Genomic DNA, 14,057 nt, shown 5'->3' with positions numbered 1-14,057 from the left:
GTGGCCGTCATAGGGCTGGCTGCCGTTCTGCTTTGGGACCGCACGCGTAGAGGAAGACAATGAATAACTCGGACCCAGACCTCGTGTGCTTCTTCGTGGGCGGCCGTATGTCACGGTGGTCAGATCCGGCGGTCTGCGTGTTCGCCCTCGGCTGTGGCGGCTGCATCCTCGCAGGGACGCACCTAAGCGGCGCCGGCAGTGGCGGGCCGCGCTGATGTTCCGCGCCACGGAAGTCGGCGACGGTATCGGCGGTTCGGTCGGCCTCATCCTCATCAGCATCCTCATTGCCGCTGTGAGCTGCTCGTTCCTCTTCGATGCCGGAGGAATGCGAACCTCGGCGCGTGACCGGCTGAGGCGGGGAGCCGGCCCCACCCCTGTGCCGTACGACGGTTACAACATCGTATGGACCTTCGCGCTGATCCTGGCGGTGCTCTCTGTTGTGTCGACTGCGCGGGAAATCGTGGCGATACTCTGACCGCGCGGGGCGCAGATGCGGCCGTGCTCCCTGGCGCCGCGAAGCACCAACTGTCCGAGAGGAGAGTTTCGATCGAACTACACCGTATAGCCAGGTTCGCCATCTGGTTCGTTCTGGCACTGGCGGTCGTGCTGGTCATGACTCTCATCTGGCAGGCCTCGTGGGTCTTCTGGCAGCAATTCGTCTGCGCGGCCGTCGTAATGTCCGTGGTTATCGGATCGCGCTCAATAACGTCCACCAGAAGGCGCAGGTAGCATCCGCGTTTCATTCGCAAGTCTATCGAGGACCTATCGCCGCTCTGATGCGAGGCGATCAACCGGCCCGTTTGCGTGCGGTCTTCTTCGTGGCGGTCTTCTTGGCCGGCGTCTTCTTCGTGGTGCGCTTGCCGGCGGTCTTCTTGGCCGGTTTGCGCTCGCCGCCGATGGGGTGGACGTCGGCGTCTTCGCCGCGGTCGGCCCGGGCCTGTTCGGTGGCGCGCTGCAGGGCGGTCATCAGATCGGTGACCCCGGCGTCCTCACGCTCGGGTCGGGACGGCTGGGACGGGGCGCCGTGTCCGGTCTTGGCGTCGATCAGCGCGCGGACCGCGGCGGCGTAGTCGTCGTGCATCTGCGCCATGTCGATGTCGCCGAGGACTCCGATGTAATCCAAGGCGGCCTGGAGCTCGTCGTCGGTCACGTCGACGTCGCCGCGGGGCGCGGCGTCATCGGCGGCGCGCAGTTCGTCGGGCCAGTGCAGGCGGTGCAGGACCAGGACGTCGCCCTGGGGGTGGATGACGGCCAGGGTCTCGCCGGAGCCGCGGAAGGCCATTTTGCCGACGGCGCCCTTGCCGGCGCGGGCGAGGGCTTCGCGCATCAGGACGTAGGGCTTGTTCGCGGCCGGGCTCGCGGGGGCAAGGAAGTACGGGGTGCCGAACTGCTCGCCTGGGATGGTGGCCAGGTCGGCGAAGCCGCTGATCTCGACGGTCTTCGCGGTCGGCAGCGGCAGGTCGTCCAGTTCCTGGTCGGAGACCGGCACCAGCGTCCCATCGGCAGCCTCGTAGGCACGGCCGATGTCGCCGGGTTCCAGCGGGTGCGGTCCGTCCTCCGTGTCCAGTTCCAGCTCGCACACCTTCCGGTTCCGGACTCGCCCCTGGTCTTCCCGGTGGATCTGCCGGAAGCCGATCTTGTGCGAGTGGACGGCCGGCTCGACACGCACGGGTATCGCGACCAGGCCAAAGGTCAGGGTCCCGCTCCAGATCGCCGGCACGACCGGTCCTTCCCGCAGGCAGCAGCCCCCTGCCCGCAGGCTAGGACTCCCCGGGGGTTCGTGCAGCCCGGGGTCACCGGATGGGTGACCGGTCGCGGCGGGGGTTGATCATTCTCGCCTGGGAGTCGGTCTTGGTGGTTGGTGGCGGGTGTGGATGTGGCAGGTGGCGTTACGTGGGCGGTATCGCTGTCCTGCTTGTCATGTGGACCTTGCGCCGTGAGGCTGAGGCCTTTGCTGGGCTGGTGGGGTGTGTTTCGGACGTTCTTGAGCCGGTGGCTGTGGGTGATCGGGTTCGGTTCGGTGTGCTGGTGCTCAGGGGAGCGTGTGGTCGGATCTGCGGGGCTGGGGGACGGTGAACGCTGTCGTCTCGTGCTACCTGGAGTCGACAGTGGGCTGCGGGGGCGGTTCCGGTCTCGTAGGCGCGGCTGTGCGGGCGAATTCCTGTCAGGTGTTGCGGGACTTTCAAGTGCTCGGGGGCGGGGGGTGTCGTCGGATTGCCCGAGACTCCGTCCCGGGGCGCGCCGCGCCTCCAGGATCAGGTTCACTGCAGCAGGAGCCATGGGCACCCGGGGGGCGGATGGGCGGCGGGGTGGACGACGAACCGGCCGAAGGTACAGCTCGGCCGGCTGCGCGGAGCCGGAAGGAGAGCGGCCTGCGTGCGCCCCGGTCGTGGATCGGGGAGTTCGTCGTGGAGTCTGTCGGCGAGGTCGTTGTGCAGATCGTGAGTTGTCTGTTCCTGATCGGAGTCGGGGCGGGGTTCTACTGGGCGTGGCAGCGGAGCGCCGCGCTCACCTCGGGGGCTGTCGTGGTGCTGTTCCCGGGTGCCGTTGTGGTGTTCACGCAGTTGCGGCATCCGGGGCCGTTTCGGGTTCGCCGGGTGGGTCTGACCCTGGTGACCGTTCTCGTCGTGCTCGTCGTGTGGTTCCTTCTGTATGGGACGAACTGCGACTGCCTGTGAGCCTGTTGGCAGGCAGCGGGTGGCGTTGACGTCTCGGGTGCTGTCGGGTTTGGGGTGGGGGTGCGGTTCGGGCTGACCGCCTGGTTCCTTGTCAGTCGGTGGTGTAGTGCGGGTGGCCGGTTGTGGGGCCTGGTGTTCGGGGTGGGCCTGGGGCCGGGCGGTGTTTCTGGATCGGGAGTCGGCCGGTCGTGCCGGTGCGCTCGGTGGGTGTTCTGTTTGGGTGTGGTGTTTATGTTGTGTGGGTGTTGTTTGGCGGTGTGGGTTCGCGTGTGATGGCGATTATGGCGATGTCGTCGTTGAGTTGGTTGTTGGTGTGGTGGTGGAGGTCGTTGAGGATGTGTTGGAGGAGGCGTTGGGGTGTGGTGTGGGTCCATTGGCTGGTTCGGTCGATGAGGTTGTAGAAGGTGCCGGTGGGGTTTCGTGCTTCGGTTACGCCGTCGGTGTAGAGGAGGAGGGTCTCTCCGATGCCGAGGTGGAGTTGTTCGATGTGGTAGTCGGAGCTGTTGCGGCTGTTGAGGCCGAGTGGTGGGGAGTGGTGGGGCGGGTTCCGTACGTCGTTTTCTGCTTTTCTTTTCGGGCCGCCGACCAGGAGTGGCGGGTAGTGGCCGCAGTTGACTGATTTTACGGTTTCGAAGTCGTTGGAGATTTCCAGGAAGAGTGCGGTGACGAATCGTTCTCCGGCGGTTTCGTCTGTTTGTTCGATGTCTTGGAAGTGGTTCTCTATGCTTTCTTCGAGGTAGGCGGCGAGTTCTGGCAGGCCGGCGGCCCTGGGGGCGGCTTCGCGGAATCCGCCGAGCAGGGTGACGGCGTCGTCGACGGCGGGGAGGCCTTTTCCGCGGACGTCTCCGATGACGCAGCGCAGGCCGGTTTTCGTGCGGATCGCGGCGTACAGGTCGCCTCCTACCTGGGCCCAGGGTTGTGAGGAGTGGTAGACGGAGGCGATCCGCAACGCGCCGACGCGTTCCGGCAGTGGCCGCATCAGTACTCGCTGTACGGCGTCGGAGACGGCGCGGATCTCGAGCAGTTCTCCGATGTTGCGTTCCCGGATCCTGCGCAGGGCGATCACGAAGCCGGTGACGAAGAGGATCGAGACGACGTGGATGGCGGGGATCGCCGTGCCCCAGCTCCCGTCGACGGCGTCGAGCAGGAGGGCGAAGCCGACGGACGCCGTGGCCACGATCGCGGTGTCCCGGATGCCGCACGCGGCGGCCGTGATGGTGGGCGGCGCGACGAGCAGCGAGGCCAGGTGCTGGTCGGGCCGCAGCAGCAGGCCGAGGACGAGGATGATGGTGATCAGCGCAATGGAGACGAACAGCGGGCCGTCCCGGCCCATCGAGGGCACGTCGCCGTTCGGCTGGTAGGCGACGCGCGCGCCGAATGCCGGGGCTACGTGGCGGGCAATTCTCTGCCGGGTGACGGCGAACTTCCGCGCCGCGCTGTCACGGGCGGTTGCGAGACGCACGAGGTGCCTTTCGATAGGGGCTCGGCCTGCGCGTATTGTCCCTTATCGGCAGGGGTGGGGCCGGGATTCCTCACCGCTGCTCCGGAGATGTCAGAATGCGTTCCGGCCGGGCGTCGAGAACATCCGGCACCACCGCGGACTGCGAGAGCCGGCGGCCCCCGGCGGTTCCCGGCCCGCCCGGCGCGGCCTGGGTCACGGTCCTGCCGGGGGTGCGCGGGTCACGGGTGAACGCGGCGGGCATCGCCGGGTGGTCGGGCAGCGCCTCACGCGGCCGCGCAGCGGCCGGTCGGGGCGGCAGACCTGGCGCGGCGCGGTGTCGAGGCGCTCGAGGACGGTGCGGGCCTGCCTGGTGCCGGTGGGGCGGGGCGGTGTCGTCGCGCGTCAGGGTGACGGGGGCCTGCTCGGTGGTCACCAAGGGTGGTCCCTCGGTCAGCACTGGGTTGCGCCGGGCCGGTTCGGTTCGTTCGGTCTGTTTCCCTCTGGGAGCCGGATCGGGCCGGTCGGCGGGCTGCTCGCCTGTCTCTCGATCGCGGTTGACCCGCGCCTGTGCGGGTGGGCTGCGCGACCCTTGTCACGGCAGGGGGGCGGCGTGTTGTGTCGGGGCTAATGGGCTGGCGTCGCGGTCCGGTTCTCGTCCGGGAGGACGATCCACAGCACGATGTAGAGCACGAACTGCGGCCCGGGCAGCAGGCAGGACACCAGGAAAATGATGCGCATTGTCGTCGCGGAGGTGCCGAACCGGTTGGCGAGCGCGGCGCACACGCCGCCGACCATACGGCCCTCGCGGGGGCGTACCAAGGCACTCATCTCAGACTCCTTCATGAGGTTCTCTACCTCCCACGATGCTCCTGGCCCTGGGGCAGGCGCACCTTCACCAGCGGCACGGCGGCCGCGGGGGCTGTGCTGGAGCTCCGGTAGGATCGCGTGGATCTGGGGGGTGGGTCGGTGTGGGGCGGTCGTGTGCGGCCAGGGCGTCCGGCAGGTTGTGGACCAGCCGTGTCAGGTGGCCGGGCCTCGGGTTGCGTCTCGTGGCCTTCTCCTCGGGTCGGGTGCCGGGGGGCTTTGGCTGCCCCTGGTCCTAGGCTGCCCGTGATAGCCGCCGGTGCTTCCTGGCGGCAGTGAACAGATTTGAGGCGGGGTGTGACTGGTGTGACGTCCGGGCAGGGGTCGTGTCGCGGGCTTTCGTGGCGGGCCGCCCCTTGCCCACCCCCGTGGCCACCCCGTTGTCCGACCCGTGGCCACGCCACGCCACGCCACGCCGTGCTGTGCCGTGGTCGGCTGGCACCGGCGTTTTTTCTGGACCGCCGGGGTTGCCCGGTGGGAAGCTGGTACGGCCGCACCTGTCCGACAACAGGCGATCCGCAACGCCCTGCTGGCGCTCCGGGCCGACAGGCTGGTGCTCTCGGAGGGGAGCACTGCGGGACCTGCGGGGAAGTTCGGGGCACCGGACCGGCGCGGCGAGCCGTCGCAGAAGCTGTGGGGCCTGACGAAGCCGGCCTGGGCTCCGCCGCCATCAAGCTGAAGCGAGAGCCCGACGTGATGGGCGGCCACGCCCGCGGCGCCGGTACGGGGGGGCGCACCGCACGCCATGGCCGTCAACGCCGCGGTCGTGGCGTTCACCCGCGGCGGCAGGCTCCCCGGCTCCCCGGCCGGGATCGGCGGCCTCGACTCCTGGCGCACCGAGGTCGCGACCCGCTGTCGTCCTCGGGTAAGCGCAACGTCCGCGTGGACGCGGTGTTCCAGGACAAGGACGCCGGTGTGCCGCTGCTGATGGTGGAGGTCGACCGGTCCACCGAGTCCGCGCACGTCCTGGCGGACAAGGCCGGCGCATACGCCGACCTCTACGCCCGACGGGTGCGGCCCCGGGACTTCCTCCCGGCACCGGCCACGGCACGATCGGCGAGATGAACACGGTGCCGTTCTGGGAGACGCTCTGCCGCCGCACCGGCCTTGCGGGTCTGCCGCCGCTGGCGATCGTGCTCACCGGGGCCGGCCCTACCGCGCTGGAGGGCCGGATGCGCGCGGTCGGCCGGCTGTCCCGCGAGTTCTGGGCCGGGCAGGAGCACGCCGAGTACAGCTACGGAACGAGCGACGCCGACGACGGCGACTTCTCCCTCGACTTCACCGCCAAGGTCCCGCTGGTGATGACGACCCTGCACCGCCTGCAGCAGCACGGCCCGATGGGGCCGGTGTGGTTCCGCGTCGCACAGGAGCGCGGCAGGGAGCCCGAACCGCTGCTCCAAGCGCTCACCGACACCCACACGGCAGCCGAGTACCGCCAGCGCAGGAACCAGCGCGAGCGCGCGGCGGAGGCTGCCGAAGCCCAGAGGCAGTGCCGCAAGGCAGCCGAGCAGCAGCAGCCGGATGAGGAGTGGGAGCGCTCGGAGTGGTTCGAGAAGCGGAAGAGGAAGGTGAAGAAGCTCGCCCGCCTGTGGGACGAGCCCAAGAACGCAGACGAGCGGTGATCCGCCGGCCCGCACATCTCACCTGGCAACGGTGGCCGGGGCCGGATGTCTCACCGCTGTGACAGTACCTACGTCGCTGCTCGGTCCAGGTGCGGCTACTAGAGGCCATGGGTATCGCTGCAGACGGCTCCAGGCCGGCGCATTGCTGGGTCGTCCGATCTCCATGCTGCACTTTGATCATGGCAGGTCTTGATCAAGGGCCTTCACGGACGGTGTCCGCGAAGGCAAGAGCCCGGAACAATGGTCGGCATCAGTTTGAGGCGGTGGCTGATGGAACGGACGGGACGATGGACTCTGAGCAGCAACTTGACCTCGAATTCGATGGCGAGTTCCTCGTGCCACGGATCAACCAGCAGGCATATCGGGACATCTATACCTTGGAAGGATGGCTGCGCAGGCTCTGCCTGGCATCCTGGATGCGCGCATACGGGGGTCTGTGGCGTCAGCACCTGGAGCCGAAACTGCGCAGGGACCTCGAGCGCCTTGCGGAGAAGAGTCGCCAGCGCCTTCACCTGGATGCCGAGACCAGCGGGGATCTGATTTGGCAGTCCGACTTGGGCCAGCTCTTGTGCATGCTGAACGCCCCGCAGATCGCGGACGACATCGGCCACTTGGCAGGGCAGGATCAGCAGGCGATCGCGCGGGACTTCGATGAGATCCGCGAGATCCGCAACGTGCTCGCCCACAACCGTGCGCTGTCGCCACAGACCTACGCGCTCCTCCGTAGTAGCACCGTGCGTCTGCAGGGAGTCGTCGACCACTTCCGGTCCTGCCTCCTCTATGCGAATCGGACATCCTGGGCGGTGGCGATGGCTATCTGGGGGAGTACCTCGCGGACCTGCTCGAGGACAACGACTGGAGCAGGTTCCAGGCGTTCGTCGCGCGAGGTCACGGGTTCATCGAGTACGTCATGCTTCCCACTCCGCCCTTCAACAAGTGGCCCGACGCCCAACGGCTCTTGAACGTCTTCTCCGGCCACTTGGAGCACATCACCGCGTTCACCATGAACCGGCTGGGCGACGAGTTCATCATCTTGGCCCCGGATGGGCTGGACGAGGACTCCCAAGCCAGCCTGTGCCGAGTTTTCGCTGCGAACCAGGACGTCTGGACCGATGTCCCCTACGAAGAGCAGTACCCCCGCTTCATCTGTAGTCCCAAGATGTGGATCTACGAGAACCGGTCGCCGTTCCGTAACCAGCAAGGGGCGCCCCGGTGAAGACGAGACCCACGGTATGAGGTTCCATGAGTGCAGAAGGTTGCCCATGGACGAGATACTCGATGAGGTCTTCCAGTCGCCCGCCCCCCTATCCATAAACTGCGGTCCGGCTCGCCCGATCTAGCCCGCTGCACCCAGGGGCGGGCCTGTACGGCATTCACGCGCGGCATACGCGGGTGCGGGCGGGCCGCTCCGGTGCTGGGCGGGGGCAACCTCGTCGGGCCGGGACCGCGCGTGCCCAGGCAACGCCGCCCGACGATCACCGGGCCGCACCCACCGCGCGCGGGGCCACCCGCGCCGCTTCATGAAACGCATCCGACCGAGTAGACGACGATGCCCCTACTGCGGATGCCCGTGCACGAGTTCATCGACCGCTGCCAACAGGACACGCTGGCCGATGACCTGGCCAAGTGTCACCGGCAGGCACGACTGGGCCGGCTGGAGGACGCGGAGATACGGTCCTGGCACAACAGCCTGCCCGCCCTGGCCCACGTGCTGGACGAAGCCGGACTGCAGCATGTCGAGGTATTGATCGAGTACCAGCTGGCCCTGTCCAGCCTGCGGGCCGATATGGTGCTGGCCGGCTGGCTGGCACCCCCATACCTCCCAGCCGTCCTACGTCATCGTCGAGCTCAAGCAGTGGACCCACGCCCGCGCTGGCTTTGTCGCCGAGATCCAGCAGCGATTGCTGGTCAGCGCCGAGAGCGGTCTGCAGCCGGCAGAAACGATGTCGCCGAGTTCCGGAAACACCTCGGTACTTGCACTTGGTCACCTCGCGCGCTACAGGGCTGGGGTCAGGTGGTGGGCCACGTGCCGAGCGCATGGGCCAGCCGGTTGCTCTGCTCCCGAGTGATGCCCTGAGCTATGCGTGTTCCGCACCGGGGGCTTCCGGGCTCGTCGCAGTAGAGGATGCCAGTGAAGGATTCCTCGCTGCTGCCGGAGAGCGGCGACGGGGACGGCAGTGACCATGCGGCCGGCTCCCAGTATGGATGGTCCAGGAGCAGGGCTTCGGTCACCCGGTGAGTTTCCGTCTCCGGTGCTCCCGCCCATATCAGGGCGCCGCGGAGGACATCGGCTGCGTCGGTGGGGAGCTCGCTGTCGCCCAGGGCGGGCAGGAGGAGGAGCAGGCGGGCGTTCGGGTCAAGGACTCCTGCGGCAGTTCGATCGGGCGTACGGGCAATGTGGATCAGCTCGCGCCACGACAGGCCAGGGCCGGCCTGGTGCCCGTCAAGCGTTGCCAGATGTCCGAGGCGGCTCCAGGAGGGATGGGTCACCAGGTACTCGGTCCCCGCGTCGTCGGCGAGATTACGCGCCAGCACGACGGCGGTGTGGCCTTCGCCGAACGGAATCCGGAAGACCGGCCATCGATCCGCCTCGGCCAGTGCCTCATACGCCGCATCGGCGTCAGCCTCGTCCACGCCGAACCATGCCGGGTCCGGCTCGTCCTCTTCCGTTTCGCATAGCCACATCAGGTAGGCAGCCCAGAACCCCGGCAGGGAAAGCAGCTCTTCCCCGGCAACGAGCGGGGCGTCCTCATATCCGTCGATCAGCACCGCCCCAGGCTGCCAGCTACCTCCGAGAACCCTCCAACCGCCCCCTGCGGCCCCGTCAGTCGCTGTTGTCGTTCCGAACTTGAGGGCGGCGTTTTCGCTGGTCAGGCATGGGTTCGGTGATTTCGTGGGAGTTGTGGCCTGTCGGGTTGTTACTCGCCGGGGAGGCCGGGATGCCGTCGGTTGTCGGACTGCTGGAACAGCACGAGCTCGCTGCTCGTCGTCGCGTTGGCCGGCTGCGGGAGGAGGCCGACCGGATCCAGGCCGAGCTGGCCGCGGCCGAGCTGGAATGGCAGGAGTGGCGATCGCCCGCAGGCGCGTCGATACGGTGCTGGCACCCGGCAGCGCCGAGACCATCGGCACGAAGACCACTCCGGATCCGCTGGGCGAGCACGTGCCGTCGGTGCGGTCGGATGCGGTGAAGCCGAGGTCGCAGGTGCCGGTGTGGCGTGAGGGCCTCGGCTGGTCGGTTCTGTCGGTGGACTACCAGCGCATGGTGCAGCTCCTCGCGGAGCGTGTCCGGCTTCATCAAGGGCCGCTGACCTGCCAGGAGATGGCCGCATCGTTCGGTATGGACGTGGTGCCGGCGCGGGTGGAGGGCTTGCGGTCGAAGGCGAAGGACCTGGTCGCGCGGGGCTGGCTGGCCGAGCCCGGCCCGGGTCGGTTCACGCCTGCTGCGGGTGTGTCCGGGCCAGGCGGCGGGTCATGAGCAGGGTCATCGACCAGTGGACCATCGCCTCGGCGGTGGTGGTGCGGCGTTCGTAGTCGCGGGCCAGCCGGCGGGTGCGCATCAGCCAGGCGTTGGTGCGCTCCACGATCCACCGTTTGGGCAGCACCACGAAGCCCTTCTGGTTGTCGCTGCGTTTGACGACCTGCAGGACCAGGGCGAGTACGGCCAGGCAGTGCTCGACGAGGCTTCCGGTGTAGCCGCAGTCGGCCCAGACCAGTTCTAGCCGGTGGTGGGCTTCGGCCACCCGCTGGAGCAGGACCTGGGCGGCGGTGCGGTCGCCGATATCCGCGGCGGTGACCATCACGCCCAGCAGCAGGCCGAGCGTGTCGACCACGATGTGTCGCTTTCGGCCGTTGATCAGCTTGCCGCCGTCGAAGCCGCGGCTGTCGGCGCCGACGACGGCATCGGCCTTGACCGACTGTGAGTCGATCACCCCGGCCGTCGGCTCGCTGTCCCGGGCGGCACGGGTACGGACCTGCCCGCGCAGCCGGTCGTGGAACTCCCGGGCCAGGCCATGGTCGCGCCAGCGGCGGAAGAACGCGTAGACCCGGTCCCACGGCGGGAAATCAGCCGGCATCGCACGCCACTTGATTCCGTTGTCGACCAGATAGCGGACCGCGTCCAGTATTGCCCGGTGGCAGTACGCCTCCGGCTGCCCGCCCCGCCCGCGCATCCAGCCCGGTACCGGCAGCAGTGGCCGAACAGCAGCCCACTCGGCGTCCGTCATGTCCGACGGATAACACTGCTGACGCGTGCCGTTGTCGGCGGCGTTTCCGAACCGGTGAGCCAGACAGTCACACTCCCGGGCGACCCAACTGGACTGTGCTGCCGTCGAGACGGAACACTGCGGCACCGGGGCCTCCTGATGTTGCTCGGTGATTCGACACCAACGAGCTGTTCAGGAGGCCCCACCTCTATGCGCCCAAGCCTCCGAGACCACCCAATCGGGACTCCCGTTCGACACGCATCTCTCAAGACCGGAACGACAACAGCGACTGACGCCCGCCTGGCCAAGTATGGCCAAGAGCGTGGCAGAATGCCGCGCCGCTACGACGCCGGGTTCAGGGGAGGCGGTGTCGGTGAAGGTGCTGCGCGCCGACGGCGAGTGGGGCCACCTGGACTCGCGGCGGCTGGACGCGCACGTCGTGGCGGCCGGGAGTGGTCGTGCAGCAGTGGCATCCGGTGCCGGGAGTCGTGGTGCCGGAACCGTGCGACGACCGGACCGCCCACCGGCCGCTCCCACCGATTGCCGCCCGACCAGGAGTACACGACGACCGCTTCGTCCTCCGTGCCTGACGATGTCGGGGATCTTCGAGAGGCCCGAGCTGACGGATGATCGTTGAGGTGGAGCAGCGGAGTTCGGGAGTGCGTGGTGTCGATCCGGTCATTGCCGAGGCGGCTGGCCGCGCTCGCGAGTACGGACTTCAGCTCAAGCCCTGCGGGACGTTTCACGACGAGTAATAGTCAACGGCCATAGCTCGGATAACCTGATCACGACCGGCCGTGGATCTGCCGTGAGGAAGTATATGAAGATGCGTGACCTGAACATCCTGAGTCTTGTGATGACCGTCATCATCGTGATCTGTGCCTGCATCACGTTTGGCATCACAGATGACGCCTGGGTAGAGGGCCTCTCCGCTGGGACAGCACTGCTGGCTCTGCTGGGAGGCTGGCGTGAGCTACGGGCAACACGCAGGTGACCCGTGCTTGATACAGCTGATGACCGTCCGTGACGCGCGGAACTCTGTCACCTTTTCCCAGTGGCAGGCGACGCTGGGTTGATCAGTCCCGATGGGCTTCGTGGGAGGTCGGCTGTCCGCTTCAGCGGCAGGCGGCACTGAGGCGGTCATGGGGAGAGTTGACTTGCTCCGTGCAGTCCGGCCTGGGTGAGGGTGGTGACCACCATCTTGAGAACGATCAGTTCATCCTGCGGGGGTGGGTGGCGACGCGCCAGGACCGGGGCCGGGGGATGTGCTGCCAGTCGAGGAAGTCCTGGAGTGCGGTTGGGTTCCTGGGCTGGCGGGCCGGTGCTGGTGGCAGATTGGCGTCGATGCGTTCGGGGTTGACCGCGATGGCGGTCAGGACGTGCTGGACGTGGGTCTTTTCTTCGCTGCGGTAGCGGCGCTTGTGCATGCCGTGTCCGTTGACGAACTCGCTGATCGTGCTCTCGATGGCGGCCCGCAGCGCGTAGCGCGAGAGCATTTCTGGGTCTGCTGCTCGGTCCGTGACTCGGACTGGATGTCGTAGAGATCGCGCGGGAGGAAGGAGACCTTCCGGGCGTCGGTGCGGGTACAGGCGGCCTTCACTGGGCATTGCCGGCAGTCGTCCGGTGAGAACTCGGCGTTGACGTAGGGCGCGAGGGAGGGCGGTGTCGACCACGCGGCTCACCTTGCCTTGCGAGCAGGTGACCTGCTGTGCGTCCCAGTCGATGGTGAAGACTTCACGGTGGAAGACGGTGCCTTTTCGGAACTGGCGGGTGCTCCTGGCCCGGATCGGTCCAACGAGGCCGACGCCGTGCTCGCGGGCGACCTGCTGCTTGAGTGCGACGGAGAGGTAGCCGCCGTCGACGAAGTGCTCCTTCGACAGCAGGCTCCGGTCATCGAGGTTGGCCAGGATGCCGGGCAGGGCCTTGGTGTCGTGGACCGGGGCTCTGGTGGTGGTCACGTCGGTGATCACGCTGGGGGTGTCCGGGTCGCAGGTCTCGGTGACGTGGGCGAGGAAGCCCCTTCCAGCGGGTCTCGTCGCAGCGGGCGTAGCGGGCGCTCACGTCGTAGGGCGAGACGATGGCGAGAGCTGAGGGCGGCAGGCCGGTCTCCTCGGAGTCTCGCCACTTCGGCCGGTCCTGGGCGTCGAGGACGTAGTTCTGCACGAAGATCTGGCGCAGGGCCTGGAGCTGCTCGCCGTCGCGGAGGGCGGGCGGGCGGATAGCGGTGGACGTAGCGCAGCAGCAGGCGGGCGTCCTCGCCGGTGTCCTTGATCCGGGTCTTGGGCTTGGAGGGTTCTTGCCGAGCCGGGCCGTGCGGCCGTCGCTCTTGCCCCAGTTCCCGGTCACCAGGCCGACCAGCTCGTGCGGCGCCCGGCGGGCGAGCTCTTCAAGGGCCGTGCGCATGGCCTCGGTGACCAGCTCCAGTCGGGTCAGGTCACGGACCGCGGCCAGGACGCGGGTGGCGTCGGTGCGCTGCCGGCCGCGCTCCCGGACCAGGCCGACGTCCCGGATCTTCTCCAGCGCCAGGCCGAGCAGCTTGTCGACCCGGCCCTCCTCGGTAAGGCGTTCGCGGAAGTCGTTGTGAACGCTGTGGTGGAAGCCGGGGTCCTCCAGCTCCATGGCCAGGGCGTATTTCCAGTCGATGCGGTTCCGCACGGACTCGGCGGCCTGCCGGTCGGATAGCTCCAGCAAGAACTACGAGACCGACACGGTCGCCAACTGGGCAGGTGACAGGCCCGGGTTGCCGTCCCGCGGGTACCACTCCTCGAAGTCCTCATCGCTCCACAGGCCGTTGAGGTGGTCGCGGATGGCCATGGCCGTGGTGCCCTGAGGGTTGCTCGCCCGCGCCACCCGCACTGTCAGCTCAGGAACCACGCGGCCGGTACGGGAGCGGACACACATCTCGGACCTCCGAAATCGCGGACGCCAACCTTCCCACCCGCCCGAATCACGAGGGTCATGGTTCCTGGAGCGGCTACGACGAACGGGTGAACACCATCGACACACTCAACACCAGAGAGCACGAATGATGCGTTCGCCCAACGGTCACCAGGCCGCTGCCGCGTTCTCCATCGAGCCGCCGGCCTGTTCACTGGGGCCGTGAGCAGGGGAAGTGGATCGCTTGCCCGGCATCTCCATCATGTTCGACAAACCCGGATACCAAGATCCCCGACAGCGTCAGGCACTGAAGGGCAGGAACGCGCGTTGCACGCCGCTGCCCAAGATCGCGTCTAACGAGCTCGTGCGTGGT

General features: G+C 67.9%; 14 protein-coding genes and 1 pseudogene. 7 read left to right on the top strand and 8 right to left on the bottom strand.

What is annotated here, in order from left to right; translation table 11 throughout:
• The first annotated feature begins 214 nt into the window (after positions 1 to 214).
• Positions 215 to 475, top strand: a complete 261-nt coding sequence (locus tag OG702_RS00380; protein WP_327286797.1) for a hypothetical protein — start codon at positions 215 to 217, stop codon at positions 473 to 475.
• Positions 476 to 787: 312 nt separating this feature from the next.
• Here OG702_RS00380 and ku read toward each other — a convergent pair whose 3' ends face one another.
• Entirely contained in the window at positions 788 to 1,720 is a 933-nt protein-coding gene (ku, locus tag OG702_RS00375; RefSeq protein ID WP_327286796.1) for a non-homologous end joining protein Ku, read from the bottom strand.
• A 589-nt stretch (positions 1,721 to 2,309) separates the two neighbouring features.
• Between ku and OG702_RS00370 the strand changes: the two genes are divergently transcribed.
• On the top strand, positions 2,310 to 2,678 hold the full coding sequence (locus tag OG702_RS00370; RefSeq protein ID WP_327286795.1) for a hypothetical protein: 369 nt from the start codon (positions 2,310 to 2,312) through the stop codon (positions 2,676 to 2,678).
• A gap of 229 nt (positions 2,679 to 2,907) precedes the next feature.
• On the opposite strand, the gene OG702_RS00365 is transcribed toward OG702_RS00370, so the two are convergent.
• On the bottom strand, positions 2,908 to 4,140 hold the full coding sequence (locus OG702_RS00365; RefSeq protein WP_327286794.1) for a PP2C family protein-serine/threonine phosphatase: 1,233 nt from the start codon (positions 4,138 to 4,140) through the stop codon (positions 2,908 to 2,910).
• Positions 4,141 to 4,743: 603 nt separating this feature from the next.
• The gene (locus OG702_RS00360) at positions 4,744 to 4,947 is read right to left on the bottom strand and encodes a PspC domain-containing protein (protein ID WP_327286793.1); all 204 of its coding nucleotides are present in this window, start codon (positions 4,945 to 4,947) and stop codon (positions 4,744 to 4,746) included.
• 732 nt (positions 4,948 to 5,679) lie between these two features.
• Here OG702_RS00360 and OG702_RS00355 point away from each other — a divergent pair.
• Together OG702_RS00355 and OG702_RS00350 are read left to right on the top strand one after the other, a co-directional pair.
• A complete protein-coding gene (locus OG702_RS00355) occupies positions 5,680 to 6,048 on the top strand; it encodes a replication-relaxation family protein (protein ID WP_327293039.1) in 369 nt (122 codons plus the stop codon).
• On the top strand, positions 6,045 to 6,605 hold the full coding sequence (locus tag OG702_RS00350; RefSeq protein WP_327286792.1) for a hypothetical protein: 561 nt from the start codon (positions 6,045 to 6,047) through the stop codon (positions 6,603 to 6,605). Before OG702_RS00355 ends, OG702_RS00350 begins: the two co-directional genes overlap by 4 nt.
• 203 nt (positions 6,606 to 6,808) lie before the next feature.
• On the opposite strand, the gene OG702_RS00345 is transcribed toward OG702_RS00350, so the two are convergent.
• Positions 6,809 to 7,366, bottom strand: coding sequence for a hypothetical protein (locus OG702_RS00345; protein WP_327286791.1), 558 nt, complete (start codon positions 7,364 to 7,366; stop codon positions 6,809 to 6,811).
• A 149-nt stretch (positions 7,367 to 7,515) separates the two neighbouring features.
• On the opposite strand from OG702_RS00345, the gene OG702_RS00340 reads away from it, so the two are divergent.
• Positions 7,516 to 7,821, top strand: coding sequence for a hypothetical protein (locus OG702_RS00340; RefSeq protein ID WP_327286790.1), 306 nt, complete (start codon positions 7,516 to 7,518; stop codon positions 7,819 to 7,821).
• Between the two features lie 794 nt (positions 7,822 to 8,615).
• Here OG702_RS00340 and OG702_RS00330 read toward each other — a convergent pair.
• Positions 8,616 to 9,374 (bottom strand): hypothetical protein, encoded by a 759-nt coding sequence (locus OG702_RS00330; RefSeq protein WP_327286789.1) that lies wholly within the window; start codon positions 9,372 to 9,374, stop codon positions 8,616 to 8,618.
• Positions 9,375 to 9,792: 418 nt separating this feature from the next.
• On the opposite strand from OG702_RS00330, the pseudogene OG702_RS35330 reads away from it, so the two are divergent.
• Positions 9,793 to 10,080 (top strand): annotated as a pseudogene (locus OG702_RS35330) (hypothetical protein); the annotation flags it as partial.
• On the opposite strand, the gene OG702_RS00320 reads toward OG702_RS35330, so the two are convergent.
• Positions 10,037 to 10,828 (bottom strand): IS5 family transposase, encoded by a 792-nt coding sequence (locus OG702_RS00320; protein ID WP_327286788.1) that lies wholly within the window; start codon positions 10,826 to 10,828, stop codon positions 10,037 to 10,039. The pseudogene OG702_RS35330 and the gene OG702_RS00320 overlap by 44 nt on opposite strands.
• 799 nt (positions 10,829 to 11,627) lie before the next feature.
• Between OG702_RS00320 and OG702_RS00315 the strand changes: the two genes are divergently transcribed.
• Positions 11,628 to 11,801 (top strand): hypothetical protein, encoded by a 174-nt coding sequence (locus tag OG702_RS00315; RefSeq protein ID WP_327286787.1) that lies wholly within the window; start codon positions 11,628 to 11,630, stop codon positions 11,799 to 11,801.
• A gap of 217 nt (positions 11,802 to 12,018) precedes the next feature.
• On the opposite strand, the gene OG702_RS00310 is transcribed toward OG702_RS00315, so the two are convergent.
• Together OG702_RS00310 and OG702_RS00305 are read right to left on the bottom strand one after the other, a co-directional pair.
• Positions 12,019 to 12,777: a transposase gene (locus OG702_RS00310; protein WP_327286786.1), complete on the bottom strand. Its 759-nt coding sequence runs from the start codon at positions 12,775 to 12,777 to the stop codon at positions 12,019 to 12,021.
• Positions 12,698 to 13,498, bottom strand: a complete 801-nt coding sequence (locus OG702_RS00305; RefSeq protein WP_327286785.1) for a transposase — start codon at positions 13,496 to 13,498, stop codon at positions 12,698 to 12,700. The genes OG702_RS00310 and OG702_RS00305 overlap by 80 nt, the downstream gene beginning before the upstream one ends.
• Positions 13,499 to 14,057 lie beyond the last annotated feature (559 nt).

This window comes from Streptomyces sp. NBC_01198 (assembly GCF_036010485.1).
Classification (GTDB): Bacteria; Actinomycetota; Actinomycetes; order Streptomycetales; family Streptomycetaceae; genus Actinacidiphila.
The sequence above is the reverse complement of the archived record's forward strand: the minus strand, read 5'-3'. Positions and strand labels throughout refer to the sequence as shown.

Excerpts from the sequence above, each read along its gene's own strand:
- OG702_RS00350 (WP_327286792.1), top strand. The coding sequence starts at position 6,045 with ATGAACACGGTGCCGTTCTGGGAGACGCTCTGCCGCCGCACCGGCCTT.
- OG702_RS00355 (WP_327293039.1), top strand. The coding sequence starts at position 5,680 with ATGGGCGGCCACGCCCGCGGCGCCGGTACGGGGGGGCGCACCGCACGC.
- OG702_RS00315 (WP_327286787.1), top strand. The coding sequence starts at position 11,628 with ATGAAGATGCGTGACCTGAACATCCTGAGTCTTGTGATGACCGTCATC.
- OG702_RS00340 (WP_327286790.1), top strand. The coding sequence starts at position 7,516 with ATGCTTCCCACTCCGCCCTTCAACAAGTGGCCCGACGCCCAACGGCTC.
- OG702_RS00360 (WP_327286793.1), bottom strand. The coding sequence starts at position 4,947 with ATGAGTGCCTTGGTACGCCCCCGCGAGGGCCGTATGGTCGGCGGCGTG.
- OG702_RS00320 (WP_327286788.1), bottom strand. The coding sequence starts at position 10,828 with ATGACGGACGCCGAGTGGGCTGCTGTTCGGCCACTGCTGCCGGTACCG.
- OG702_RS00380 (WP_327286797.1), top strand. The coding sequence starts at position 215 with ATGTTCCGCGCCACGGAAGTCGGCGACGGTATCGGCGGTTCGGTCGGC.